The organism is Erysipelothrix larvae (assembly GCF_001545095.1).
Taxonomy (GTDB): Bacteria; Bacillota_I; Bacilli_A; order Erysipelotrichales; family Erysipelotrichaceae; genus Erysipelothrix; species Erysipelothrix larvae.
The window spans coordinates 1694815-1721098 of sequence record NZ_CP013213.1 but is presented as its reverse complement, the minus strand read 5'-3'; the positions used below and the strand labels follow the sequence as shown (position 1 = coordinate 1721098).

The 26284-nt window shown below is 36.1% G+C and carries 23 protein-coding genes; 18 read left to right on the top strand and 5 right to left on the bottom strand.

Going from position 1 to position 26284, the window contains the following annotated elements:
• Positions 1 to 62 precede the first annotated feature (62 nt).
• Together adhE and AOC36_RS07995 are read left to right on the top strand one after the other, a co-directional pair.
• Positions 63 to 2699 (top strand): bifunctional acetaldehyde-CoA/alcohol dehydrogenase, encoded by a 2637-nt coding sequence (gene adhE / locus AOC36_RS08000; RefSeq protein WP_067633163.1) that lies wholly within the window; start codon positions 63 to 65, stop codon positions 2697 to 2699.
• A gap of 209 nt (positions 2700 to 2908) precedes the next feature.
• Positions 2909 to 4558, top strand: a complete 1650-nt coding sequence (locus AOC36_RS07995; RefSeq protein ID WP_067633161.1) for a hypothetical protein — start codon at positions 2909 to 2911, stop codon at positions 4556 to 4558.
• Positions 4559 to 4829: 271 nt separating this feature from the next.
• On the opposite strand, the gene AOC36_RS07990 is transcribed toward AOC36_RS07995, so the two are convergent.
• From AOC36_RS07990 to AOC36_RS07980, 3 genes are all read right to left on the bottom strand, one after another.
• Positions 4830 to 6305, bottom strand: coding sequence for an ISL3 family transposase (locus AOC36_RS07990; protein WP_067629964.1), 1476 nt, complete (start codon positions 6303 to 6305; stop codon positions 4830 to 4832).
• 133 nt (positions 6306 to 6438) lie between these two features.
• A complete protein-coding gene (locus tag AOC36_RS07985; RefSeq protein ID WP_067629969.1) occupies positions 6439 to 6909 on the bottom strand; it encodes a DUF6431 domain-containing protein in 471 nt (156 codons plus the stop codon).
• Between the two features lie 276 nt (positions 6910 to 7185).
• The gene (locus tag AOC36_RS07980) at positions 7186 to 8649 is read right to left on the bottom strand and encodes a helix-turn-helix domain-containing protein (protein ID WP_067633159.1); all 1464 of its coding nucleotides are present in this window, start codon (positions 8647 to 8649) and stop codon (positions 7186 to 7188) included.
• 647 nt (positions 8650 to 9296) lie between these two features.
• Here AOC36_RS07980 and AOC36_RS07975 point away from each other — a divergent pair.
• The 6 genes from AOC36_RS07975 (at position 9297) to AOC36_RS07950 (ending at position 17972) form a co-directional block, all read left to right on the top strand.
• Positions 9297 to 13199: a Cna B-type domain-containing protein gene (locus AOC36_RS07975; protein WP_067633157.1), complete on the top strand. Its 3903-nt coding sequence runs from the start codon at positions 9297 to 9299 to the stop codon at positions 13197 to 13199.
• Between the two features lie 131 nt (positions 13200 to 13330).
• Positions 13331 to 14047 carry a purine-nucleoside phosphorylase gene (deoD, locus tag AOC36_RS07970; RefSeq protein ID WP_067633155.1) on the top strand — a complete coding sequence of 239 codons (717 nt, stop codon included), beginning with the start codon at positions 13331 to 13333 and terminating at the stop codon, positions 14045 to 14047.
• A 260-nt stretch (positions 14048 to 14307) separates the two neighbouring features.
• The gene (locus tag AOC36_RS12615) at positions 14308 to 14964 is read left to right on the top strand and encodes a winged helix-turn-helix transcriptional regulator (RefSeq protein WP_067633153.1); all 657 of its coding nucleotides are present in this window, start codon (positions 14308 to 14310) and stop codon (positions 14962 to 14964) included.
• An 82-nt stretch (positions 14965 to 15046) separates the two neighbouring features.
• Positions 15047 to 15307: a metal-sensing transcriptional repressor gene (locus AOC36_RS07960; protein WP_067633152.1), complete on the top strand. Its 261-nt coding sequence runs from the start codon at positions 15047 to 15049 to the stop codon at positions 15305 to 15307.
• A gap of 12 nt (positions 15308 to 15319) precedes the next feature.
• Positions 15320 to 17764 carry a heavy metal translocating P-type ATPase gene (locus tag AOC36_RS07955; protein ID WP_067633150.1) on the top strand — a complete coding sequence of 815 codons (2445 nt, stop codon included), beginning with the start codon at positions 15320 to 15322 and terminating at the stop codon, positions 17762 to 17764.
• Positions 17765 to 17777: 13 nt separating this feature from the next.
• Positions 17778 to 17972, top strand: a complete 195-nt coding sequence (locus tag AOC36_RS07950; protein ID WP_067633148.1) for a heavy-metal-associated domain-containing protein — start codon at positions 17778 to 17780, stop codon at positions 17970 to 17972.
• Positions 17973 to 18177: 205 nt separating this feature from the next.
• Here AOC36_RS07950 and AOC36_RS07945 read toward each other — a convergent pair whose 3' ends face one another.
• A complete protein-coding gene (locus tag AOC36_RS07945) occupies positions 18178 to 18681 on the bottom strand; it encodes an IS1634 family transposase (protein ID WP_067633146.1) in 504 nt (167 codons plus the stop codon).
• A gap of 717 nt (positions 18682 to 19398) precedes the next feature.
• Between AOC36_RS07945 and AOC36_RS12590 the strand changes: the two genes are divergently transcribed.
• The 10 genes from AOC36_RS12590 to AOC36_RS07900 all read left to right on the top strand — a co-directional run bounded on the left by AOC36_RS12590 (position 19399) and on the right by AOC36_RS07900 (position 25121).
• Positions 19399 to 19527 carry a hypothetical protein gene (locus AOC36_RS12590; RefSeq protein WP_257721648.1) on the top strand — a complete coding sequence of 43 codons (129 nt, stop codon included), beginning with the start codon at positions 19399 to 19401 and terminating at the stop codon, positions 19525 to 19527.
• On the top strand, positions 19524 to 19691 hold the full coding sequence (locus AOC36_RS12495) for a cysteine peptidase family C39 domain-containing protein (RefSeq protein WP_232505408.1): 168 nt from the start codon (positions 19524 to 19526) through the stop codon (positions 19689 to 19691). Before AOC36_RS12590 ends, AOC36_RS12495 begins: the two co-directional genes overlap by 4 nt.
• A 327-nt stretch (positions 19692 to 20018) precedes the next feature.
• Entirely contained in the window at positions 20019 to 20198 is a 180-nt protein-coding gene (locus AOC36_RS07935) for a hypothetical protein (RefSeq protein WP_067633142.1), read from the top strand.
• Positions 20199 to 20410: 212 nt separating this feature from the next.
• Positions 20411 to 20884 (top strand): hypothetical protein, encoded by a 474-nt coding sequence (locus AOC36_RS07930; RefSeq protein WP_067633141.1) that lies wholly within the window; start codon positions 20411 to 20413, stop codon positions 20882 to 20884.
• A 399-nt stretch (positions 20885 to 21283) separates the two neighbouring features.
• Entirely contained in the window at positions 21284 to 21670 is a 387-nt protein-coding gene (locus AOC36_RS07925; protein ID WP_067633139.1) for a hypothetical protein, read from the top strand.
• Positions 21671 to 22203: 533 nt separating this feature from the next.
• Entirely contained in the window at positions 22204 to 22488 is a 285-nt protein-coding gene (locus tag AOC36_RS07915; protein ID WP_067633135.1) for an RNA-guided endonuclease TnpB family protein, read from the top strand.
• Positions 22489 to 23291: 803 nt separating this feature from the next.
• The gene (locus AOC36_RS12215) at positions 23292 to 23723 is read left to right on the top strand and encodes a hypothetical protein (protein WP_157777167.1); all 432 of its coding nucleotides are present in this window, start codon (positions 23292 to 23294) and stop codon (positions 23721 to 23723) included.
• Between the two features lie 103 nt (positions 23724 to 23826).
• Positions 23827 to 23991 carry a hypothetical protein gene (locus AOC36_RS12355; protein ID WP_198401168.1) on the top strand — a complete coding sequence of 55 codons (165 nt, stop codon included), beginning with the start codon at positions 23827 to 23829 and terminating at the stop codon, positions 23989 to 23991.
• A 189-nt stretch (positions 23992 to 24180) separates the two neighbouring features.
• Complete coding sequence (locus AOC36_RS07905) at positions 24181 to 24519, top strand: hypothetical protein (RefSeq protein WP_067633131.1); 339 nt, start codon at positions 24181 to 24183, stop codon at positions 24517 to 24519.
• A gap of 68 nt (positions 24520 to 24587) precedes the next feature.
• Complete coding sequence (locus tag AOC36_RS07900) at positions 24588 to 25121, top strand: hypothetical protein (protein WP_198401167.1); 534 nt, start codon at positions 24588 to 24590, stop codon at positions 25119 to 25121.
• Between the two features lie 624 nt (positions 25122 to 25745).
• On the opposite strand, the gene AOC36_RS07895 is transcribed toward AOC36_RS07900, so the two are convergent.
• Positions 25746 to 26015, bottom strand: a complete 270-nt coding sequence (locus AOC36_RS07895) for a hypothetical protein (protein ID WP_067633127.1) — start codon at positions 26013 to 26015, stop codon at positions 25746 to 25748.
• Between the last annotated feature and the right edge of the window lie 269 nt (positions 26016 to 26284).

The following is a 26284-nucleotide window of genomic DNA, read 5'->3' as shown; positions in this document are numbered from 1 at the left end:
TATTTGTGAAAAAAATAATAACTGATATGATACTAGTGAATTGATTAACAAGGAGACAAAGTATGACGAAAAAAGTAGATAAAGTACAAGAAGTAAAAATTGATAACGAAGTCGATGTACTCGTTGAGAAGGGTCAAAAAGCCCTCCAAGAGTTCATGGAGCTCGATCAAGAGAAAATAGATTACATTGTAGCTAAGGCATGTATCGCTGCGATTGATGCCCACGGAACACTTGCTAAGTTAGCAGTTGAAGAAACAAAACGTGGTGTATTCGAAGATAAAGCGACAAAAAACATGTTTGCTACTGAATACGTAACAAATAATATGCGTAACTTAAAAACTGTTGGAATCATTCATGAAGATGAAGTAACAGGAATTACTCAAATCGCTGAACCAGTTGGTGTTGTATGTGGTATTACTCCAGTAACAAACCCAACATCAACAGCAATCTTTAAATCTCTAATTTGTTTAAAGACACGTAACCCAATTATCTTCTCATTCCACCCATCTGCACAACAATGTTCAGTTGCTGCTGCAAAAGTAGTATTAGATGCTGCGGTTAAAGCAGGTGCTCCTGAAAACTGTGTGCAATGGATTGAACGTGGATCAAAAGAAAAAACAGACCAATTAATGAAACATGAAGGCGTTGCGACAATTCTTGCAACAGGTGGTAACGCAATGGTACACGCTGCTTACTCATGTGGTAAACCTGCACTTGGAGTTGGAGCTGGTAACGTACCTGCATACATCGAAAAATCTGCAGACATCGCCCAAGCAGTGAACGATATCGCATTATCAAAAGCATTTGATAACGGGATGATCTGTGCTTCTGAACAAGCTGTAATCGCTGATAAAGAAGTGTACAAACAAGTATGCGATGGTCTTAAGAAGTATGGCGTATACTTTGTAAATAAAGAAGAAAAAGCGAAACTCGAACGCTTCCTATTCGGAGTTGCTTCAGTTGACGAAAACTTTAAAGATGCTGTATTGAATCCTGCAATCGTAGGACGCGATGCAACATGGCTTGCTGAACAAGCTGGAATCACAGTTCCTGCAAATACATCAATTCTTGCTGCAGAATGTAAGTCTGTTGGACCTCAAGAAGTACTCACTCGTGAAAAACTTTCTCCAGTATTAGCAGTAATCCAAGCGAAGGATACCGACGATGGAATTCGCCTTTCAAAAGAAATGGTTGAATTTAATGGACTAGGACACTCTGCAGCAGTTCATACAAAATCAAAAGAAATCTCAGAGCGTTTTGGTAAAGCAGTACCTGCAATTCGTATTATCTGGAACTCACCATCAACATTTGGTGGAATCGGAAACGTATACAACGAATTCATCCCTTCATTAACACTTGGTTGTGGATCATATGGTCATAACTCAGTTGGCGATAATGTTAGTGCAGTTCACTTATTAAACATTAAGAAGATAGGGAGACGTAACAACAATATGCAATGGTTCAAAGTTCCACAAAAGATTTACTTCGAAAGAAACTCAATTCGTTACCTAACAGAAATGGTTGATGTTGAACGTGTATTCATCGTAGCAGACCAATCAATGGTTAACTTAGGATTCACAAACGTGATCATTGATCAACTCAACAAACGTAGAGACGCTGTATCCATCCAATTGTTTACAGATGTTGAACCAGATCCATCAATCGAAACAGTACGTAAAGGATTCGAAATGATGCAATCATTTAAACCAGATACAATCATCGCACTTGGTGGTGGATCACCAATGGATGCTGCGAAGGGTATGTGGATCTTCTATGAACAACCAGATATCGACTTCAATGATCTAAAACAAAAATTCATCGATATCCGTAAACGTGCATTCAAATATCCTGAACTTGGGCGTAAAGCGAAAATGGTATGTATCCCAACAACATCTGGTACAGGTAGTGAAGTAACACCATTTGCTGTTATCACAGACAAGAAAGAAAACAAGAAGTATCCATTGGCTGACTACGCTATGGTACCTCAAATCGCAATCGTAGACCCAATCTTTACCACAAACCTACCAGCATCTGTAACTGCAGATACAGGGTTAGACGTATTAACACATGCTACTGAAGCATTTGTTTCAAACTTCGCAAGCGACTTTACAGATGGACTCTGCGTTCAAGCTGTTAAGATGGTATTTGAATACTTAGAGCGCGCAGTTAAAGATGGTAAAAACGATCTTGAAGCACGTGAAAAAATGCATAATGCATCAACACTTGCAGGGATGGCGTTTGGGAACGCATTCTTAGGAATCAACCACTCACTTGCACATAAGATCGGTGGACGTTGGCATGTACCTCACGGACGTATCAATGCAATCTTGATGCCTCATGTAATTCGTTACAACGGAACACAACCAGAAAAACCATCACTATGGCCTAAGTACAATGTATACCGTGCAAATGAGCGCTATGCTGAGTTAGCACGTATCTTAGGACTCAAAGCAGACACTGTTGAAGAAGGTGTTGAAAGCTATGCAAAAGCATGTCATGACCTTGCAGAGCGTTGTGGAATTGTGATGAACCTTCAAGAACAAGGAATTGCTGTTGAAGACTTCGAAGCACACAAGGAAGAAGTTGCATACCTTGCATACGAGGATCAATGTTCACCATGTAACCCACGCTTGCCAATTGTTACAGATATGATTGAAATTTTAAACAAATCATATTATGCAAAACCAAAAGCAAAATAAATAGCTTTAACAAAAACTGAGCCTAATAAACTCAGTTTTTTTATATGCCTCATTTACAAATCCCACCACGAAGAAATCCATCGTATTTTCATCATTCATAAACAAACGATGTCATTTTTCAACTTGATAAAAATATACAAAAAAGACACCCGCTATAAATTGGTACAATGTTAGTAGAAAAAAGGGTAACCGATTAAGGAGAATATACGATGAAAAAAATGTTTAAGAAAAAATCATTCACACCGATTCTATTAGCAATATCACTCTTGTTAACAGGTTCCTACGCTTGGCGCGATATCAACCAACATAAGACCAATCAATTCAGTACTGAAGTAGCACACCATAATGTCACACTTGTTGAGAATTTCTCAGAAGTCACACAATGGGGCATAGATCAACAGATTACGAAAAGTGTCGCAGTGCGTAATGGTGATAAAGCAGATGATAATGCCCTAATCTATGATGATGCCTACGTACGCATCCAATTCAGAGAATTTATGGAAATCAGTGAGCAGAAATACATATACAGTGACCATCGCTATATGGTGGATGAAAAAGGCGATATTATGAAATTTACTTCATCATCTCAAGCTGTAGGATACTTACAATCAATCAAACATTCATGCACCTCTAGTGGATCATCGTGTATGAATATCTTGGAAACAATTAAAACTGCCTTTGATGCCCAAGAGTATGTTTACATACGAACCGACGCACATGATCCTAACGGTCAATACGGCAAATTTCTTGTAATGGATGTTGAGTATCTCAATCCAGTTTCTTTAGTGGAAGGTCAAACGAATCAATCCAATTCAGCACAGAGTGATTCACAACATGACGCGCTGCCAGAAAACAACAATGAACACAACTATACCATCAAAACATGGACAGACACTGATCGGGTCTTTGATGAGTACGTAGCATGGCAACTTGGCTCCCAGGTAATCACCGTAGATGAATGGATACAAGATGGTCTACAACCTGTTTCCAAGTGGATTATTGATACACACAGCGAAGAGGGCTGGGTGTATTGGGGACAACCACTTGAGCATAGTACAACCGCTACGGTTCCAACAACCATGACATCTAACTTCTTAGAATCCGTAAGTCTTGTAAAACAACCTAACGGTAAAGCAAACTATGATATTAACGTTTACTTGGATGCAGTGTCCTATGAAGATTTAGACCTTTGGACCGATGCCAATCAAGACATTCTCGGAATGTTGAAAGGATCCAATGATGACACTGAAACAATAGAGTTTGACCTTCAAGGCAAAACAGTTGGCGATACCATCACATTTGCGGATCAATCGTTTATTATCTTGTATATTGATCAAACCACAAAAGCAGCACTTATTATGACCAAGGATGTTGTATCTATGGAAGTGCTAAACTCCATGGAAATTCTTGCAGTGAATGGAAATGAAAAATTTCCATATAGCCATGCTACAAATACTAGTGAACCAGCAATTTATAACGACAGTTACTTAAAGATTGTTGATCAAGCGTTCTATGATAAAATTATCAAAAATCATACTGATCATGAATCAGTACTTCCTGTATCATGGGATGTAGAAGTTCCCATGACTGGTAACGCCGACTGTTATAAAAGAACAGATGCACCTACATTAGTTGACAAAAAAGGAGAAAAAACAGCATTTTCACTCAGTATGTCGGATGTAAATGCATATGGATTATCTGAAGAATTACTGGTGAAGTCTAGTAGATACTGGCTTCGAAGCCCTTCCTTCTTTGTAAACTTCGCTGGAACAATCGAATCGAATGGTACAATATGGCGCGAACATTTCTCTGATTTAAAAACTGCATTTGCACCTGCATTATGGATCCAAACCAAATAACAAACAAAAGACGATGACAGCATCGTCTTTTTTATGCGAAAGTTTAACGATTATTCGTTGCAGAGAGCGTTAAGATGATACTTCCCAAGGAATCCCACTCAGTCTTACTTGGGCGGTCTGAAATAACTTGGGGATAATTCAGAAAATGATATAAAATAACTTGGGGAGTAAGTTACCCCAAACAAGTTTGTTAAAGACCAAAGGGAAGCGTAGTCGCACATGACTATAGCTTCCCTCTTTTTGTTATAGTATATCAATAATGAGTCATTTCTTAAGAGAGTCCTTTGTCATAGGTTGTTTTAATTATTGGGTTAATTCGATATGTTGCGTCTTCATTAAGCACATACAACACACGATTCCTAAACCGCTCCCAATTACGATAGCCACTTGCATTGTTTTTTATTTGCTTGATTATGCGATTTCGATTCTCAATCAACGCACTGTTTATGTGTGTTATGGAAACTTCATAATGGGTTTCTCCTGTTTTCTTATTTGTGACCTTTGTGCATTTTTCTACTTTATTGAAAGTTGCGACAATTTCATTTTTCCACTTTCCTAAAGTTCGGCTAAAATCAACGATTGATGCAACTCTACTCTGAGCCATCACTCTGATGAGTGTGTTCAGATTCTCGTGTGCATTCTCAGCTTTTGATTCATTGAAGAATTGATCGAGTAAGAACTTCATGTTATATGCATCTTCAAGGCCATTGCTCGTTTGAAGAATTAGGTCTATTATGTCGTAAAGGTTTAGAAACTTTCCCAATTTCTTATTGCGTTGTTTCGGTACATTTGGATCAAATATATTGTATTTCTTATCTTTAACTGTGGTTGTTGCTTTGGGGTTTTTATAGAGTAACCAGTTGAACTTTTTAAGCAGATAGTATTGCTGGTCACGCTTATAATATTCTTGTCTTTTGACTTTATCTTCTGTTTGCTTCCAGTTCTTAGGAGGTTTTAGTTTCTTCATAGTGTCTACCCTAATAGAGTCGATACGTTTCATTAAATCACTATAAACATGAAAACGATCAACACTGATAAACGCGTTTGGAAGGAATTGTTTTGCGACGACTCTATAGCTATACCACATGTCGATTCCAATACCTAAGACTCCTTTGCGTTCTTCAAGGGGGATTTGGCTAAAATACGCGACTAAGTCTTGTTTCTTACGGGACGGTAATATATCTACGATATTCTTTGTCATTGCATCAATAAGAACGCATACATAATCACTGCGATCACTGTGGTACGCATAACATTCATCAATAAGCAGATAAGCGGGTAGTTTTTGTCTGGAGACAGAAACGTGGGAATCGAAAATAGATGATACTGTAGTGGGAGATAACCGATATCTATTGGCAACTGTGGTAAACGTTTCATGTGGCGATTTAAGATCATTCAGGACATTATATACGGTCAGCTGAGTAATCTTCATATTTCGATACGCAAATGGATTGTGTTCAAAAAAGCATTTATTACACGTTGTGCATTTATAACGTCGTGCACGGTAACGAATGTAACAGGGTATATGTGTTACCAGTGAGTGGAGAAGCTTCTTTTCAGAATAATCTTTGATTGTGGATGTTTTGCTTTCACAAATTGGGCATGTTTGTTCCTCTACCTGAAGCGTAATGTACACATTCAATGCGTCACTTTGACCTTTGATATCAATCTTCTGGACTTGATGGTGTTCTAAGTTAAATAATTCAAGAATTTTTTCGTTACTTAAAAGAGTGGCATTAGCGTTCATAGAAACCCTGCCTCTCTTTGACTATTTTGATAAGGTTTCATTATGTATCTTGCTCCTAAATATAAAAATGATTGTCTGTTATTTAAATAACCATCTTCATTATATTCAATCTGAGGAGTTAAAACTATTTTTCTCATGTTGGTGAAGTAATGGCGGAATGATAGATATTCCGTTTTGTGGATAATATGAAGTAATTCAATCGTTCCAAATAACTTAAATGTCTCACCGATTCATAATCGTTAAAACGTATTTTTATCCGAATATATGTTGATTCATCAATATCAGTTAAAAGCGTGCTATCAAGTTCATGGGTTAATATTATTTCAATTGTGGGTACAGACAGTTGAAAATAGGGAAGTAAGTTACTTGGTATTATTGCATGAGTTCTCTTACATTGATTACAAAAGAAACGTGCGATTTCTACGACAATGGTTAATCGCCCAGTAATTATGGTTTTCGGATAGTATCCATAACGAATCAGTGTATCTGTTTTTGAACAGCACGGACAAGGTATTGTTTTTGGATTAATTGAATTGAGAAATTTGTAATATTCCTTTTGAGAAAACTGTTTATTATTGAATGTGTTTGAGAAAACTGTTATCATATTCTTACTCCTTTATAGGAGGTATTGGATTGGTAGAAACTTAGGTCTGGAAACTTGGGGTTTCTACCATTTTATTAACCTCGTTAAACTAATAATACAAAAAAAATCACTTTAATACAGCACTTAATTGTGCATAAAGTAAAGTGATTTTTTATTCTGCTGGTCTAAGATAATCAGTTTACAACAGAAATCCCCAAACTTCTTTAAAGACAGAGGCTAGAGCAAGATTACCTCACCCCAAGAAATAGTGTTGCGAGTGAAAACCCCAAGTAAAGTTTAATATCCCTTACTTGGAACATAGGATAAACGCACAATATCACAACTCAAATCATTAAACTCAGGTGAATCATAATTTGTAACAACAAGTTCAGCTTGTGTTCTCGAAATCATTTCCTCAGAGATGGGTTCATCAAAAGAGAAATGAGGCACAATGTTTTGTGGAATCATAAACTGTGTCTGTTGGGTTAAGAAATCATCATAGCCAGGTTCACCCTGAAACGCAAAGAGCACACGAATGCTGTGTTTTTTTAAATGCGTCAAAGTTGAATAATGCATCATTGCCAAAGAAATCGCAATATCTTCACGATACTCAATGTTAAACATGCGCTGGCTCTCTTTTGAATACAGGTGACGCATCCAAATCATAAAATACTCATTTAAGGATTCTTTCAGAGAAATCCGTGTAAGAGCAGAAATTCGTTGAAACTGTGTAGAGAGATGGGTCAACATCGAAAGATTCAATAAAAACGTACGCATTTTGTGTAAGTGAGGACCATCAATTACCGAAGGCTCAAACTCAAGACTCAGAAAATTATTGATGGATTCAAGATGTCGTGGATCACTGTTCTGATAGACATACAATTCATTAACATCCTCAGATTGCTCCAACGGTTCCATTTCACTATAAGAGATGCAATGCAGGAAAATTGTATACGCCCAAATAATATCATCAAGGGGAGGTTTATAAATCAAAAACTTTTCTGCAAATGTATGGGTGAATGAATACTGAAACTCAACAAAATCAGCCTCATTAAGGATTCGCTGTCTGATTGAATCGTCCAGTTCCACAAAACACTTCGACTGAATACGCCTTCGAATGATCATTATCCACAAGGTAACTCTGAAGTAACTGAATCGTAATGGAAAGGACAGACTATTTCTGGTTCCATCAATAATCGTTTTATACGCTTCGTAGTTTTTCTCAAAATCACAGTCAACGGTAAAATAATCATTAAAGTCATAATAGAAATTATATAAGAAGAGTCGGATATTCGTTTCACTTCCTATAAATCGAATCGGAGACTTAGACAAAGATACACCAAATTCAGTAATGACTTGATTAATATGTGTCAATATTTTTCGCAAGGTACTTGGGTTCACAAATAACTCCGCAACTAATTCATCAAAAGTATATGAATCATTGTGGAAAAGTGCATCAAGGATTCTGAAGACATCCGTTTCCTTCGCCAGTTCCATAATTAATGCAGGAATTGATATACCCGGAGGATAAATTAAGATGTACCCATCTTTTCCCATCGATCGAATTTCAATGTTAATTGGTAAATTGTTATTGAGCTCTTGTAAGTCACTTCTTAAGGTAGGAATTGAGCATCCAATGCGTGTCGCAAGTTCATGAATACTCACAGCAGTTTGTTGAGCACTCAAAAATTCAAGTGCTTGAACTTGCCTACTGAATTGCTTATCGATATTTAAAGAAAAAAATAGTCGTTTGTTATGCATAGTTACACTCCTTTACACCATCTGATAATAGAATTCTAGAATATTCTTTCGCCATAAAAATTCCGTTTTCTTTGTGAACAAGAAAAAAGTAAACAAATGGGAAAAAAAGATGCAGATGTACGCTCATATTGAAAAAACAACATGAAAATTTTCGGTATCTGGAAGAAATATTATCCTTCCAATAAAATACATGAGGAGATTTATGCCAAAACCAATACCACGATACAAAAAATAGATGGATGAATTGGGCTCGTTGATCATCATTTCAAAAAACACCCCAAAGATCCCTACTTTTAAATACAAAATTGTCGTGAAGGATTAAACTTAATTATAAATTGGATAACCATCTCAAATTGATAATAAATTCAAGTTACCTCCCTCAAAGATATAGAAATTATCGATAGTACAGATTGGTATAATATGGGCAGATAAAAGCTGTACTTATATACCTAAAATAGTAAGCGACGTTTGAGAAGTTTAAAGCGAATTACGCCCTTTTATCACCCTGAAAAACACACATTACGATAAGCGAGGGGTTCGCCAAAAGAATAAAGCAAAGGTTCACGAATAAAATCTTCCGTTTCAATTAATTGGTTGATTTTTTTTGTTGGAAAAACGAAGTACAGAAGACAGCACAGGAGGCGCACATGCTTAAAAAATCAATTCTCATCCTTACCTGCATTTTTACACTCATCGTAGGTAATTTGGTCATTCAAGCGGATACAAATAATGACACACAAACAGGAAATAATGTCACGGAAGATTTCCAAATCGATTCGATGAACATCACAATTGCAGGCAAGACTGTCTATGATGAATCTGGCAAAACAGGGCCTTCAGAAATTGATTATACGGGAACATCACAAACGTTATCAATCAATTTAGCGTGGTCAGTCATCGATCAAAATAAAGACACATTTCATCAAGGAGATTATATCGAATTTGACTTATTGATAGCAGTTGGAAATGATACCACAACCTTTACGAATCTTTCACATGAACGCACACTAACCTTTGATAACTCCGTGATTGGAAAAGCAACACTCATTGTGACCCCCATCGATGATACCCATACAAAACTATCCTATCGGATTGTCTTTACTGAAGGGATTGAAAATAAAGTAGATATCTCAGGTACACTATACGGAAGTGCTAACTTTTCTGGGAATAAAGTGGGAGAGCATTCAGAGTTTTACTATAATGATGAGCTGATTGCGAAAGTAAACGTCACACAACCCTCAACTGCCGAAACATCAATCTCAGTCATCAAACCAAGTCAAGTTGTGAAAATGGGGAAGACACTGAATTCATACAGTCAAAATCAAAACACCATAACATGGAAAATCACCATTAATAATTACCTTTCAAATCAATTCACTGACTTTGAAGATAATTATGAAAACAGTAAATATGATGATTTGATTATCGAAGAAATCTTAGATTCAAATCTTTCTTTCACAACGTCAGCTAACGCAAAAATTATTAACTTAGAAACCCCAATCTACCTGTATTCCGATGATTTTAATGGGACAACTGCAATCCGTTACCCTTATTCCAAACAAACGCGGTTATATGATCTTCTTACAAATCTATCATCTTCAGAGAAGAGTAATGATACAGTTCTTGAAGCAGTTAAAAACACCCCCCGATCGTATGCAATCGTCCTTGAAGCAGATCCAGAAAATCCATCACGAACACGTGAACGCCTAGTGATGAACCTGGGTGCAATTGGTTCAACAGGACTCCGTTATACGGATGTTAACTATTCTTATTATAAAGAAATTGTCGATCAAATGATTCAATCCTATGATTATGTCAATGAGATCATCGAAACTGCGCACCAAGAAGGCAAACAAAACAGTGATATCATTGTAGGGAAATACAACGACAGCTATACCCTTGAAACCTGGGAAAACATGTCGGAAGTGTATCGAAAATCGATAGATTATTACGCTCAAACAGATGGTGAAGGCAAATACATTGGGCCCTATCTCTATGATCTTCAACTTACCGTAACTACAGGGATTAAATACCAAGACCTTGAAACCATCAATGAACCCTATGTAACCAATCGGGTAAATATTGAGACCGGATGTGAAAAATTCACTTACGAAAAGAAGCAAGATAACTTCTGGAATGACAGCATAAAACTTACTGCGACTAAAGGAGATGTTGTGGTATATAAATCGGATTCATTGTATGAGAACACCTACACTGAAGGTGTCGAATCGTATGAAGGACTGATTTCTAATACAGTCTTTGAAGTGTATAGAACCTCAGACAACGTCCAAATGAACTTCAATAAAGATGGTAATAAATACGTCTATTCAAATAGCGGATCATTCAAACAAGTAGAAACTGGTGGAAATGGAACCTTAATTCTCAGTGGACTTCCCACCGGTAATTACTATCTGCTTGAAGTTACACAAAGTGATGGTTATTATCGTGTCGAAGGATCCAAAGCAATAACGCCATTCACTACATCAAGCAAAATAATTAATCATATCATGGTAGAAAATACACCTCGAACTGTATCATTGATAAAGGTTGATGCAGATGATGAAACCGTAACACTCCCTAATGCAGAATTCGAACTGTTCATGTGTACTGGAGAACCTTGTGATGCAAACTCCGTTCAAATAACAAACTTCAAAAAAGTGGTCATAAGAGATGAAGAAATATATCAAGTTGACCCAGAAGGAACAGACCCTCTCATCACAAATGAAAAAGGAATGCTTACAATCTCAAAACTAGAAGCACAAACCTATTATCTTAAAGAAAAAAGAGCACCTTTTGGCTATCTAACCAGCAACAATCTTAGATACTTCACACTAGGTGAAACATCAGATGATGATGAAATCCTTTTCCTTGGAACCTTTGAAAACAGTCAATCTAAGATGACGATAGCAGGTCATAAGGTATGGGTTGACAACAACAATAGTGAAGGATTAAGACCAGACTCCATTCAACTCATCCTCAGAGCAAATGGCGAAATTGTAGAAGGTGTTGAACCAATCTGGTTTAATACTGATACAAATACATGGGCCTACATGTACTCAGACTTGCCATTTGTGGAAGGTGGAAAAGCAATCAACTATACTGTAGAAGAAGTACCTGTCGAAGGTTATACCACAACACAGGATGGTTTTTATTTCACGAATACCCATGAACCATCCTATATAACCATCGAAGGGACCAAAACCTGGGTTGATAATCACAACTCTGAAGGGTTTAGACCAGATAGCATTGAACTTGTACTCAAAGCAAATGGTGACGAAACGGACTACCAACCAACATGGACATCAAAAGAAGGAGATGTCTGGACTTATGAATATACAAACTTACCACAATATGCTAATGGACAAGAAATAAAATATACAGTCACAGAGAAATGGGTCAGTGGATATGACTTTACACAGGAAGATTTTAATCTAATCAACACTCGAATCCCTACCTACTTGTCAATTTCAGGAACCAAAACATGGATTGACAACCACAACAGTGAAGGAGCAAGACCTGATTCCATCGAAATCATTCTCAAAGCAAATGGCGAAGAAACAGACTATCAACCAACATGGACTTCAAAAGATGGGGATGTCTGGACTTATGAATATACAAATTTACCATTCTATGCGAAAGGACAAGCAATTGATTACACTGTAGAAGAAGTAGCAGTTGATGGCTATACCACAACAAAGGATGGTTATGATTTCACGAATACCCGCGAACCATCCTATATGACCATCGAAGGAACCAAGACATGGGTGGATGATCATAATGTAGAAGGGTTTAGACCTGATAGCATCAAGCTTATACTTATAGCAAATGGTGTGGAAACAAACTACCAACCTACTTGGACTTCAAAAGACGGGGATGTCTGGACTTATGAATATACAAATTTACCATTCTATGCGAAAGGACAAGCAATTGATTACACTGTAGAAGAAGTGGGTGTTGAGGGCTATGAATCGATTCAAGACGGATATAATTTCCGCAATGTTCGAAGACAATCCTTCACAAGTATAACTGGAACCAAGACATGGGTGGATAACAGTGATAAACAGGGGTTACGTCCTGATTCAATTACATTAAAACTCTTTGCTAATGATGTTGAAGTTATGGATATTAATCCAGTATGGATCATCAACGGGGATGTCTGGACCTTTATTTACTCTGGACTTCCTCAATATATGAATGGTTCAGAAATAGTCTACACAATAGAGGAAATTTCTGTAGAATTCTACGAACTTATCCAAGATGGATACGATCTCATTAACGTTCTAGTTGAAACCAACCAACCTGAAGAACAATTGCCACAAGATCCTGAAGAAAAACCACAAAAACCATCACTTCCTAACACAGGTAAACCACTACCGCAAGATCCTAATGACACAGATTCTATTCAAGGTGGAGTCAAACCCGATGATACAAACAACCAAGAGAATCGATTGCCAAATACAGGCATTGAAACCCATTCTTTTAATCTGTTGATCATTTCCATGGGACTGCTTTGCATAGTATTAGAAAGACGGTTATCAAAAAAAGATTGATTGTTTGAATGGGAATCATTGATGCTTTTGTTAGGACATGCTTACGACTCGATTAAAGACTCACAAATATATCACATGTATTTTATTGTTAAATCGGTTATAATTAAAGGGTAGCTTAAGGAGGAATAAGCATGGCAACACCACATATTAATGCAGAAAAAGGGCAAATTGCAAAAGTAGTATTAATGCCTGGAGATCCACTTCGCGCAAAGTTCATTGCAGAAACATTTTTAGAAGATGTAAAACAAGTGAATGATGTTCGTAATATGTTCGCCTTTACAGGAACATACAAAGGGCACCCAATTACAGTAATGGGTTCAGGAATGGGACAACCAAGTATCGGAATTTATTCATATGAATTATATTCACAATACGATGTTGAATCAATTATTCGTATTGGATCTGCTGGGTCATACTCAGACAAAGCACATGTTTACGATGTTGTGCTTGCAAACAGTGCATTCAGTGAGTCATCCTTTGCGAAGGTCGCATTTGGATACCAACAAGATACACTTGAACCAAGTGAATCACTAAACAAACGCATTCTAGAAGCATCGACAGCACTCAATATTCCTGTTATTGAAGGACGGGTACATTCAAGTGATGTATTCTATCGCGATTCTGGGGTAACATACGAAGATCTTCGTGATAATCACGGTGTTCTTTGTGTAGAAATGGAAAGTTTTGCATTGTTTGCGAATGCAAAAAATCTAAATAAAGAAGCAGCATGTCTTTTAACTATTTCAGATTCATTTGTAACTGAAGAAGTGACAACTGCAGAAGAACGTCAAAATTCATTCACTAACATGATGAAGATTGCACTTGAAGCTGCGATCAGTAACGCATAATTATTTAAAATATTAACCAAAGGGTTCGATTTCTTGCTTGTTGAATCCTTTGGTTTTTTTGTGGGAACATAAAGATCTAGGTAGTACTCTTAACAGTCCCACTAATATCTATAGGGTTGATTAATTATTAAAAATAAATTTGACATATTTTTAAAATTTATTAAGGAAATATATCAATGCTCGCTTATTTATGAATAGACTCATACGAATTACCCATGCATAAAATGACTCGAGATTTAAACATAAAGGAGATACCCCTGTTGATACTAACCGTATACGGTGCCTGTGAAGGCATGAATCGCATTTACCATAAATTATCGCACACATCCTATGATGTCCATCGGCTAAAAGACCCTCTCGATGCCATTGCATATTGTATTAATCATTCAGTAACTTTAGTCATTGCCTATGATGACCTAGAGTTTATGAAAGGTGTACAAATGCTTGGCGCAATCAAAGCAGTTCGTCCGTATATCTGTACCATTTTGTGTACATCACAGGTCAAGGACACACTAGAAATGAATGCACTCACTGCAAAAGTTGATACGATTGTTGACCTAAGCCGCAGTGAAACCCTGAATTGGGAAAAAATCAAACGTACTATGACAATCCGTAACTTAGGGACCCGTTACATTGAATCGGACGGTGTTTGTCTTAATGTTCACAGTCATACTGTCACAAAAGAAGGACAAGAGATTTCACTTACAATCCGTGAATTTGAATTTCTAGAGTTCTTTATACGAAACAAAAACCGTGTTTTATCACGCCATGAGATCATTCGTGCACTCAACGATACAAGTATTTCAGAGAAGGATGAAGGACGTACGGTCGATGTCCATATTAAACGGCTAAGAGATAAATTAGGACGAAAAAACCTAGTAACAGTGCGTGGGGTTGGGTATAAGTGGAAGGAATAGGTGATGCAAAGGCGTTGCCTTTTTTTATCCAATCCTTTATACTAAGACTATACACCCCCTACATAGGGGGAGGAGGGTTCTTATGAATGAAAAGAAAGAAGCAATGAAATATCTTAAGACTGCTCAAGGGCAATTGAATGCAGCAATTTCAATGCTTGATGAAGAACGATACTGTGTGGATGTATCGCATCAAATTCTTGCATCAATTGCTTTACTTAAAAAAGCAAACGAAAAAATGTTGAAACAACACATGACAAATTGTGTCGTAGAAGCCTTTGAAACTGATCAAGGTGAAGCAAAAATCGATGAGGTTCTAAAGTTAGTTAATAAAATGATTGGATAAGAGGGTGAAGGTATGAGTGAAAGAAATTATGATGTAGAAGGCATGAGTTGTGCCTCGTGTGTGAGTCATGTTACAAAAGCGATTGAAGGTGTACCTGGTGTTAAGAATGTATCCGTCAATCTCTTAACAAATAAAGCACATGTTGAATTTGAAGGTGATGATAAAACTGAGGATATCATCAAAGCAGTCCATAAAAGTGGTTATGAGGTAAAACGTCCACAGGAAGTGGAATCACTGGACCTGAATGTTGAAGGGATGAGTTGTGCTTCATGTGTGGCACATGTTGAAAAAGCAGTTCAGAAACTCGAAGGTGTTGAGTCTATCAGTGTTAACCTGTTGTCAAACTCAGCACATGTTGACTATGATCCACAGAAAGTTCGTAAGTTTGAAATCTATGATGCAATCACAAGAAGTGGCTATACACCATCGGACAAAGAAGATATCTTTCAAGATGATAAAGATGAAAAGACAAAGGAAATCATTAAACATCGAAACAGCGTCATCGTGTCACTTGTTCTTGGCGCAATCATGCTTTATGTTGTAATGGGACCGATGTTATTTGCAAATCTACCCATACCAGCATTTTTAGACCACATGAAACATCCATACATTTTTGTGATTTTTCAGTTTGTGGTAGCAGTTATTGTGATGGGAATCTATCGTCATACACTAATTAAGGGCTTTAAAGCGCTCTTGAATCGAGCACCAAATATGGATTCATTGGTTGCGGTAGGGACATTAAGTGCCTTTACCTACAGTCTATATGGTTCAGTACGTGTTTTCATGGGAGACACACACTTTGCAATGCACCTTTACTATGAAACAGTAGCTGTTGTACTTGCATTAGTGGGTCTTGGTCGTTTGATGGAAGATATTTCTAAAGTAAAAACCACCTCAGCTATCAAAGCACTCTTAAACTTAAAACCAAAAACCGCGATCTTAATCGTTGATGGTGAAGAAAAAGTGATTGATGCAGATGAGATTCGCGTGAATGATATCCTGCGTGTTAAACCTGGAGAATCCATTCCAATGGATGGAATTGTGATTGAAGGGCGATCCAGTGTGGATGAATCCATGCTTACAGGTGAAAGCTTACCAGTCGACAAAGAAATTGACAGTAATGTCACGATGGGAACCTTAAACGTCAATGGAAGCCTTGTAATTAAAGCAAGTGTCACAAACAAAGACACAAAATTAGCCCAAATTATTCGTCTTGTTGAAAAGGCCCAAACAGAAAAAGCACCCATCGCCCAATTCGCAGATATGATTGCTGGAGTTTTTGTGCCCGTTGTCATGGTGATTGCGACTGTGGCTGGAATCCTATGGTATATTACCACTGGTGATCTTGAATTTAGTCTTACCATTTTTGTAACCGTGCTTGTCATTGCATGTCCGTGTGCACTTGGCTTGGCAACCCCAACAGCAATCATGGTAGGAACCGGAGTTGGCGCAAGCCATGGTGTCTTTATTAAATCATCTGAAAGTCTTGAGCTTGCCGCAAAAACCAATGTTGTAGTGTTTGATAAAACAGGAACACTCACACATGGAAAACCAAGTGTCAGTGATGTTGAATCCGACCACAAAGCACTGATGCTTCAAATTGCAGCATCGCTTGAATCAAATTCAACACACCCTTTAGGCAAAGCAATCATTGATAAAACAACATCGGATGACATTCAATTATTGCCAACCGACCAATACTTTGAACATCATGGTATGGGATTGAGTGCAAAAATAAAGGGTAAAAACGCATATATTGGAAATGCAAAACTGATGGACTTCGCCCAAGTAGCTTATGATGAAGAACGCGCAAATGCCATTTCAAGTGAAGGGAAAACCGCAATGTATGTTGCTTATGATGGAACCTTATTAGGCCTTATAGGCGTTTCAGACTCAATCAAAGAAGAAGCTGTGGATGTGATTCAAGAACTTAAAGATATGAACATCGATGTTGTCATGCTTACAGGCGATCATCCTAAATCAGCACAAGCTATATCAAAACAACTGGGTCTAAGTCATGTGATAGCACAAGTCTTGCCTGAAGAAAAATCAGAACACATAAAAAAACTCCAAGAAGGCAATAAAACGGTAATGATGGTAGGGGATGGAATCAATGATGCAGTCGCTTTAGTTCAAGCAGACATTGGTGTTGCAATTGGAACCGGAACGGATGTTGCAGTAGAATCCTCAAACATTGTCTTAATGCGCGATGATTTACATGGTGTATCGGGTGCAATTAAACTCAGTAAGAAAACCTTACGAAACATTAAAGAGAACCTATTTTGGGCATTCTTATATAATGTTGTATGTATTCCAGTAGCTGCGGGTGTGATTTATGCTTTATTTGATGGTCCATTATTAGACCCAATGATTGCTGGAGCAGCAATGGCATTCAGTTCTGTATCTGTAGTGTTAAATGCGTTGCGTTTAAGACGATTTAAGTTTAAAATGAAATAGGAGGTAATCAAATATGAAAAAACATATATTGTTTGTGCCTGATATGAAGTGTCAAAATTGTGTGAAACACATTTCTGAAGAACTTGATAACACACGTGTTGACTACGAAATTAGTTTAGAAAACAAAACAGTATCAGTAAGTGGCGACAATGACGCGATTCATGCCGCAAAAAATGCAATTCGCAATGCAGGGTATACAATTCAGTAACCCTGCTTTTTTTCGCGTTATAGGAACAATAAATGGTTGCGTGAAAACTGTGTCAAGACAACTTGTTCACCTTGGTAGACGTAGTAAAATTTGGTATCTTTAGTTTGACAGTAATAAAGTATAAAAGCATCAAGTATCCCTTTAAATAGTAGATACTTGATGCTTTATTTGTAATAAAATGTTGTTCCATATTAGGGACAACTTTTTAGATTTTGAAAATATTTTTTAATTCGTTTCTTTCTTGATATTTCTTATTTAAATCTATGGTATAAATCTTCGATAAACACCCAAGTACTTCATCATAATAATTGAGCAAATAGATGTTATCTTCAAAAGGATGTGCTTGATATTTGTTTAGTGAGTTTGCGATTCGTTGCGTCGAGTATGTATCTCCAAGTAAAGTTTCAATTAGGCGCATAATTACTAAAGAGATAACACAGATTAGGAAATGACTTGCAATTCGCTCTTTATTGGAAAGATAAACTGGACGCGCTTTAAATTCAAATTTCAAGACTTTGAATGAATCCTCAATTTTCGCTAATCCTCGGTATGCGTCAATGATCTCTTGAGTTTCCATTTCAATCTCACTGGTTACAATAGAATCGTAACCATCATGCTTTGATTCTTCTTCAATAACTTCGCGGTTTAATTTTAAGACTTTAGGAATAATGTTTCCTTCTTTGTCATATTGAATGTCCAAGACATACATAGATACTCCATACGAGGTTTGTCGAGTGTAGTTAATCTTAGTTGATGACGAGGACTGTCGTATTCTTATGATACTTTAGTACCTATACAACCTGTAGGTGGGTCACAATGAATGATATTAAAACAATGGCTTAATAAGAGTCAAAAGATTAAACTAGAGCTAATTGGTAGAATTTATCAAGCACTATTAAGCGAGAAAATCATAGATAAAACAACAGATGATAAAGGAAAATTCATATGCTGTCACTACGAAGGAACTCATACTTTTAAAACAAGGTCTAACACCACAAAAAAAAACAAACAAAGGACTAAATGTTTGGATTGTAATAAGCATGTGATTTTCATGAACAACCTTCAATACTTCATTGATCAAAATAGATTGAAAAAGAGCTTATTTATACCGTACTAAAAATTCAACTCTATGAAATGAACCCAATAGTTAATGCAATTATATATGTGTTATTCTTATTTATATGGCGTTATTCATTTTGGCAAAATCTAGTAAAATCTTTCAACTATGATAAAAATAAGTAGAATTATATCCATATAAAATATATATCATTAGTATATTGATATCAATTTTAGGGTATCGATGGTATTTAATAAAGACATGTTATAAACGTGAATTTAAACATATGGATATTAAATATATTGAGTTTATCTTATTTGAATTCAACTAATTATTTTTGAATAACATTAAAATGTGACAAGGGGATATATGAGTTTTAAAAAGTATAAGAATACAAACCAACATGATGCATCAGATTGCGCAGCAGCTGTAATATCAACTGTGTTATTACCGTATAAGAAGAAAAATGCCCATTATGAAGATACGGGAAGTCAATAAAAACAGATGCACATAAAACAAGTGTAAAAGGACTTGTTGAGGGACTAGAAAAGTTAAACATGAATGTAAGGGCGGTCCGAGTTGATATCAAGGATATCACGAGTGATTTAACCTATCCTGCGATTGCAGGTATAAACAGCAATAAGTATGGAACGATAACTTGACAACTTGTTTCCATTGATTCAGGAACACTTTCACAAGAAACATCAAATGGGAATGCTCTATTTTACAAAGTCACGGTGTCAATCGAAAGTACAGAATTAACGAGCAAGAAAGAAACAGTTAAACTGACTAAATCAATACCAATAGAAGCACGGGTTGTTTATGAATAAGAAACCTATCTTGAATGGGTTCTTAATTTACTTAACTATAGAAATTAATATTAAAGGACGTGGTTAATATAGGGGGTTAGGGGTTAGTATTGGGTCAATCATTAAGATTGGTAAGACTTGTGTTAACCTGAGTAAAGGTAGAAACAGGAGGATATGACTATGGAATTAGGTCTACCGATGAATTATGTTGAATTAGATCAAGAAGAAATGATGTACTTGGATGAAGGATTAACGTTTTCTAGAGGGTGGGTATCGACAATAATTGATGCGGTTGCCACGCCTTTTTGCTGGTATCTTGCTCCAATAAAGTTTATGGGAAAGCAAGCTGCATCTGCCTAATTAGGCAATATTTACCTCAATTAAGTGGTTTAGTTCCTAAAGCAGCAAAATGGGCATTGGGAGTTACAATTAACGTTGCGTCAGGTAAAGTTGGAAACGCAATATTAGGAAATGCTTGGTGTTTTACTTCAGTTGGAGGAATTTTTGCATTAGGTTTAGACTATGTTACTGATAATATAATAAATAACCAAATTGTGATTTAGGAGGAGATTATGAAAATTAACTTGCCAGATAACTATAAGTATTCTATTCATGGTAATAACTTGCTTATAGAAACCTCAATTTTTAATAATAGGTTTAAATCGGTGATGTCAATATTTTTAGATTGCATGAGTGGGATTCTTCAAGAAGATCTTCAGCCACCCATTGTAATCGAGATTTTCAACATTCCTTGTGATGAAACTGTGGAAGTAAAAATAGACAAGAATATGAATATTAGTGTGTCCCCTAAATATGCATATGAAATCAGTACAAGAGATTATGAATTGATTTCATGGAGGTTCGGATTTTTGAGTCTGATTTTGTTTTCTATTATTGTAGGTATTTTTGTTTCGTTAATTATTCTAAGTGCTTCCTTTACAGGGAAGTTGTGGGTTTTGGTTTTACTTCTTCCAATATGGGTAATCGTGGTGGGATTGATTCGTAAATATTTCAAGTTAACAAGAATAGTTAGATCGATACTATAAATGATCCTGATATCGCAATTATCAAGTCAATGATCGTTAAAACAGTAATTAGTATGGAACAATAACAGGACAACTTATCTCCAATGAATCTGTAGTACTTTCACAAGAAACATCAGATGGGAATACTCTATTATATAAAGTCATGGTGTCAATCGAAAGTACAGAATTATCAAGTAAACAAGACACAGAAAAAAACTCTTCAAATCAATGCCAATTGAAGCACGCATCATTTATGAAGAAGAAACCTATCTTGAATGGGTTCTTAATTTGCTGAACTTCAAAAACTAGCATTAAAGGAGTTGGTTAATATAAGGGGTTAGGGGTTAGTATTGGCCCAATCATTAAGATTGGTGACACTCAGATAAACCTGAGTAAAGGTAGAAACAGGAGGCTATGACTATGGAATTAGGTCTACCGATGAATTATGTTGAATTAGAACAAGAAGAAATGATGTACTTGGATGGTGGCTTGAGTTTTGGTAGAAATTGGTGGAATTCAAGAGATGCAATTGCAGCTGGGATTGATGTAGCATTACTCTTATTTGGTATATGGTCAGTAAAGGGACAAGCTGCAAAAAAATGGATTACTAATAATGTGAATAGTATTGCAGGTGCAATAGCAAAGTATTTTAGTGTTTCAATAAGTATGAGAAAAAAGATTGTAGCCACAATTAGTGGATTAGCTGGCATTGCGTCACTATCAGTTGGATATTTTGTAGCATGGGGAATTGATGCCGCTGATGGTTGGTTTGGAAGTTACGGAAATGATGGATACTGTTTTGGATAAGAGAATCAAATCAACAATATTGTTAGTTATTGGGATATTATTATTTGTTATAAATGAAGTTATTTTCAAATTTGGAACTATTTATTCTTTTATCGCATTTGGGATAGTGTTTATTGTTGCTTTTGTAACGTGGCTCTCAAATTCTTCAAAGAGTTAAGTAGTAGCAGTACTTTATAAGAGTTGGGAGATATTTTGAATTAGGATCTCTCATTTTTATAGTATGACAGGCAGTCATATATCTTAGGTGAAAGTCCCAAGGAGCGTATCTATCGCGAATTGATAGCGACCTGCAAGTTTCACATCGTGAGGTGTGGGAGAGGGGAAGCAATAGCGAGATCGGCTGGTTCGTACAACGCTCATAGAAAGTGAACAAGCATTAATCAAGGGAAAAATTGGGTATAAAAGTAAGGTAGAGAGTGAAACTTATTCGACAACATCAACTCAAAAATCATTGGAATAAAAGAAAGAGAAATTGTCAGATTTGAACGCATCCATCCAAACAATCCAAAATGACATAAAGAGTTTGGAAAAAAATGATGAAGACGAAGCGGGTTTCAAAGAGTATTGCAGATGTGTCGTGGTCACAATTTGTGGCAAAGCTCGAATACAAAGCCGGTTGGTATGGGAAAAAAGTAATCAAGATTGATTCCTGGTATCCGTCCAGTCAGCTGTGTTCTCACTGTGGACATAATGATGGAAAGAAACCACTGGAGATACGTCAATGGGAATGTTCCAACTGCAACATCACACACGATCGTGATTTGAATGCAAGCATCAATATCCTGAATGAAGGATTAAGACTTTCGCATCAATCCTAAGAATGAAAAACAATAAACCGATGGGACATCGGGGATAGCTTGATAAATAAAAGTGACCGCTGGTCGACAGGAATGTCGATTAAGTTTGCTTTGTTCTCAAGAAGCCCCCACTTCGAGCGTATGCTAAGTGGCGGGTAGTTCACCAAATACTTCTCCATGTTGGTCAATAACAGCGACATAGTGCTTACACGTAGCAATATCGATTCCGATGTAAAACATAAAAGGATCCTAGCGTGAGAGAAAAGTTCAAAGATTTATTTTAGCTAATTGCAATTACAGTAGTAAGAAGTGGCAATACTCTCCTGAGGGTAGTTAAGATTCAAAGGTAAACAAAAGTACACATTCACGGTTCAATTTTACTAGGTTTAGCTTGAAATAAAAAAGAAAGGAAATACGGGTCAGGTTTATTAGATAAGTCTGATTACAGTGGGTTGGTCTTCATGACGATACGATTTACGAAACAAATAGCAAATCTGATGTTTATTTGTTTTATTGGTTCATTTATTTATAGTGCTAATTACATATTTGTTTTTGAACCTATGAATATACTGAGCCTATTAATTTCATATTTACCATTTTTATCTTTGATTTTCTATACGCTTATTTTGTTACCAATGGACGCAATTAGATCCTTAAACCGAGGTAAGCCATACGAAAAATCAAGTGTTTTTTTACTGAGTCTGTTGCTTGTTTTCTATATGTGCCTAAATTATTTCCATCAGTTAGGTACACTTCTATTCTATGGAATACAGTGCTTCTTGATCATCATGTCATTAGTGTTTCATATCCGTCTTATTGAATCGATGAATAAAATTAGTGAAGAGTCTTTTAGTCAAGCGTGTAACGTTATCACGGAGCATGGTACTGACATTTTTTTTGAAAGCAAACAAACAAAGAAAATTCGTCAAGTAAAGTTTTGGCTACTTGTTATTGTTTTAGCAGCAATATCAGTTGATAATTTACTAGTCTATCTCACATTAGGAAGTTATACACTACTTTCTTTTTATGAGTGCTTTCGCTTATCAAAGGAGTGGAAGAATAATAAATTAGTTTATGTGCTAGTCCTAAAGTATTGTATTTTAGCGGTCGTACTTTTGTGCTTGACTTTTCCTTTGCTCTATTTTGATTATATTCCTGCAGCAATCTTTAGCTTATTATTCAGCGATTTTCCTTTCTTTCAAATAAGATGGCTCGTATACAAATCCAAATTGGAAGAAATTAATACTAAAATGTAAGCTTGATTCAAACTGTGGCACAATTATCAGTGTACGTCTAAAACTGTCGTATACTCTTGAAATGATAGAAAAAGGAGCTAAAATTATGGAATAAGGTTTACCTATGAATTATGTTGAATTAGAACAGGAAGAAATGATGTATTTGGATGGAGCAGACGCAACAAACTTTTGTAATAATTTAGAAGGAGTATGGAATAGTTGGAGTATTAATGTATCAAAGGCACGAGTAGCGGCTGGGTGGTCATGGGCTTTATTCTCCAAATCATAGGCACAAGTTGGTGATTATGGATATAGTTGGGCTGCTGTTAAAATTTGGTACACCAGTAATTAAAATTGCGTCATTTCTGGGCGGTTTTATAGGGGGTTTTATTGCAGGTCTAGAAGTTAGTTTGGCGGTGTCATATGTTTGGAACAATAGAGTCTGGTATTAATATTTGATAGGTGGAGGAAAATTGAGATGAATAATAAAAAGATGTTATATATTTTTCTGGGAGTGATTGATGGTTTTATTATGCTCCAAATCATTGATAGTTTTAGAGGAGAATTAAATCCCTGGACTTTAGTGTTCGTTTTACTGGTCATTGTATTGATGTTAACACTCGTTGGTGCAGTGGTCATCTCTAATATTGATGATTTTTCACTATGGTTATTTGAGGGAGGAGTCAGGAAGATAGGGCCTCTATATTTCAAACCTTTTAGAATAAATCCTTTAGGGATCATTGCTCAAAGAAGTATCTTTGAAGAAAGAAATGTATTTGGAAGAAATATCAACAAAGTTCGGGATCAGTTTGTTTAATCACTGTATTTTCATTAACTACTATATGTGTTTATTTGAGCTACGTCTTAAATTTACTGGCTGTATTATTGTTCCCGATTGGATTAATTAATGCACTTGTAATAATCAACGTTATTCGAAATAGTGCTTTTTCTGATAAAGAGCAATTTACTTTTCACTCACTGATTCAATTTCGCACAAAAGAAATAAGGGATTCTGAATTGGAAGCGTTAAACCACTATTTAGAGTCAAATATTGAAGATAGAAGTGGAACATACTTTGAAATATTAAATGCGGCCTACTGCATGTTCCCAGATCAGTTTGAAAATATAATATTGAGAAGAATTGGACATATGACGGATCAGTATAATGACACTTCAGAATCACTCGATTATATTGCAGAGAGTGAGCAAATGTTATTGATTTTTCTGATTCACAACCAAAACAAAGATTACTCAGATTTGGCTTCAAGTTATTACTCAGCATTACTTAGAAGAAGCCCAATAGAAAACCTGTACATCGGAAAAAACAGAAATAAAATGTTTGTTGAAAATCAAGATATCTCGGTTGTGGCACGAAAAATGTTGAGTAAAAGGTATAAATCTCGAATAGTTGAACGCTAAGAATGATCATGAAACGAGGTTGAAAAAACTATTTTTGACATAAGTTCTATGATAAGGCTTAGTGATTTCGTATGTATTCAATAAAGTGTTTAATAAAACAAAAAGATCTTAGCGAGAGATACAAGTTCAAAGACTCATCTACTAATTATAGTAGTATGACGGGGTGGTGTTCTTTTTAAGGTGGTTAAACTATGAGGAGCGACAAAAATGCACATTCACGATTAAGTTTTACCAGAAATAAAAAGAAAGGAAATACGGGTCAGGCTCATTAGATAAGTCTTGTTACAGTGGGTTGGTCTTCATGACGATACGATTTACGAAACAAATAGTAAATCTGATGTTTATTTGTTTTATTGGTACAGTCATAATAGGTGCGTGAAACATGTCATTTACCAAAGGTGTCAACAATTGATTTATTCATGTGTTCGATTAAAGCATCCTTATAGGGTGTCAAAACACTTAAGAAACGGTAGACATCATGTAGTTTCTAAATCAAAGGAATGAATCTATGAGGTCTTATGATTATAGGCTTCTTGGATGCTGGAAGGGGTTAAGATACGGTTATACGTTAAGAACCGTTGAATATCAATAAATCTATACTCAGCTTTATGTTTACGTTGAATTTTACCCAAGAATATCTGGAAGCCCTAATGTATGAATCATTTTATAGATAAACGCACTTTTGACGTTAATGTTCGGTGAATTGGTATCTATGATTGCACTCTTATCAATCGTTAGTACAACCTTGGTATCTTTAGTTTTTTCAAGTGTCATGTCCTTAACGACTTGTTTGAAATGTGCGATTGGATCGTCGTATTGGAGTTTAAGGTCGTCAAGATATCCAATATTCTTAACATTGCGCTCTTTCTTTTTCTCGCTTTTCCCGATAGGCATGAGTGATTGTATGATAGATTCCTTTATGAGATTTGTTTTGATTGAGATACATAAGATCCTCCTTATTAGGTATATTACACCTTTCAATGGGACGTTATGGAACATAAAATATAAATAGTATTGACAAAAAAGCGCACTAACTAGTGCACCAAAGATAACTTAATTAAATTATAGCTGTCAAACTCTTAGGACAATAAATGGTTGTGTGAAAACTTTGTCAAGATAGCTTGTTCACGTTGTAAGACGCAGTAAAATTTGGTATAATGTTA

What these genes read in the sequence shown, in the direction of transcription:
- adhE (WP_067633163.1), top strand. Translation starts at nt 63, where the DNA reads ATGACGAAAAAAGTAGATAAAGTACAAGAAGTAAAAATTGATAACGAA.
- AOC36_RS07995 (WP_067633161.1), top strand. Translation starts at nt 2,909, where the DNA reads ATGAAAAAAATGTTTAAGAAAAAATCATTCACACCGATTCTATTAGCA.
- AOC36_RS07990 (WP_067629964.1), bottom strand. Translation starts at nt 6,305, where the DNA reads ATGAACGCTAATGCCACTCTTTTAAGTAACGAAAAAATTCTTGAATTA.
- AOC36_RS07985 (WP_067629969.1), bottom strand. Translation starts at nt 6,909, where the DNA reads ATGATAACAGTTTTCTCAAACACATTCAATAATAAACAGTTTTCTCAA.
- AOC36_RS07980 (WP_067633159.1), bottom strand. Translation starts at nt 8,649, where the DNA reads ATGCATAACAAACGACTATTTTTTTCTTTAAATATCGATAAGCAATTC.
- AOC36_RS07975 (WP_067633157.1), top strand. Translation starts at nt 9,297, where the DNA reads ATGCTTAAAAAATCAATTCTCATCCTTACCTGCATTTTTACACTCATC.
- deoD (WP_067633155.1), top strand. Translation starts at nt 13,331, where the DNA reads ATGGCAACACCACATATTAATGCAGAAAAAGGGCAAATTGCAAAAGTA.
- AOC36_RS07960 (WP_067633152.1), top strand. Translation starts at nt 15,047, where the DNA reads ATGAATGAAAAGAAAGAAGCAATGAAATATCTTAAGACTGCTCAAGGG.
- AOC36_RS07955 (WP_067633150.1), top strand. Translation starts at nt 15,320, where the DNA reads ATGAGTGAAAGAAATTATGATGTAGAAGGCATGAGTTGTGCCTCGTGT.
- AOC36_RS07950 (WP_067633148.1), top strand. Translation starts at nt 17,778, where the DNA reads ATGAAAAAACATATATTGTTTGTGCCTGATATGAAGTGTCAAAATTGT.
- AOC36_RS07945 (WP_067633146.1), bottom strand. Translation starts at nt 18,681, where the DNA reads ATGTATGTCTTGGACATTCAATATGACAAAGAAGGAAACATTATTCCT.
- AOC36_RS12590 (WP_257721648.1), top strand. Translation starts at nt 19,399, where the DNA reads ATGAGTTTTAAAAAGTATAAGAATACAAACCAACATGATGCATCAGAT.
- AOC36_RS07935 (WP_067633142.1), top strand. Translation starts at nt 20,019, where the DNA reads ATGGAATTAGGTCTACCGATGAATTATGTTGAATTAGATCAAGAAGAA.
- AOC36_RS07930 (WP_067633141.1), top strand. Translation starts at nt 20,411, where the DNA reads ATGAAAATTAACTTGCCAGATAACTATAAGTATTCTATTCATGGTAAT.
- AOC36_RS07925 (WP_067633139.1), top strand. Translation starts at nt 21,284, where the DNA reads ATGGAATTAGGTCTACCGATGAATTATGTTGAATTAGAACAAGAAGAA.
- AOC36_RS07915 (WP_067633135.1), top strand. Translation starts at nt 22,204, where the DNA reads ATGATGAAGACGAAGCGGGTTTCAAAGAGTATTGCAGATGTGTCGTGG.
- AOC36_RS12215 (WP_157777167.1), top strand. Translation starts at nt 23,292, where the DNA reads ATGAATAAAATTAGTGAAGAGTCTTTTAGTCAAGCGTGTAACGTTATC.
- AOC36_RS12355 (WP_198401168.1), top strand. Translation starts at nt 23,827, where the DNA reads ATGAATTATGTTGAATTAGAACAGGAAGAAATGATGTATTTGGATGGA.
- AOC36_RS07905 (WP_067633131.1), top strand. Translation starts at nt 24,181, where the DNA reads ATGAATAATAAAAAGATGTTATATATTTTTCTGGGAGTGATTGATGGT.
- AOC36_RS07895 (WP_067633127.1), bottom strand. Translation starts at nt 26,015, where the DNA reads ATGCCTATCGGGAAAAGCGAGAAAAAGAAAGAGCGCAATGTTAAGAAT.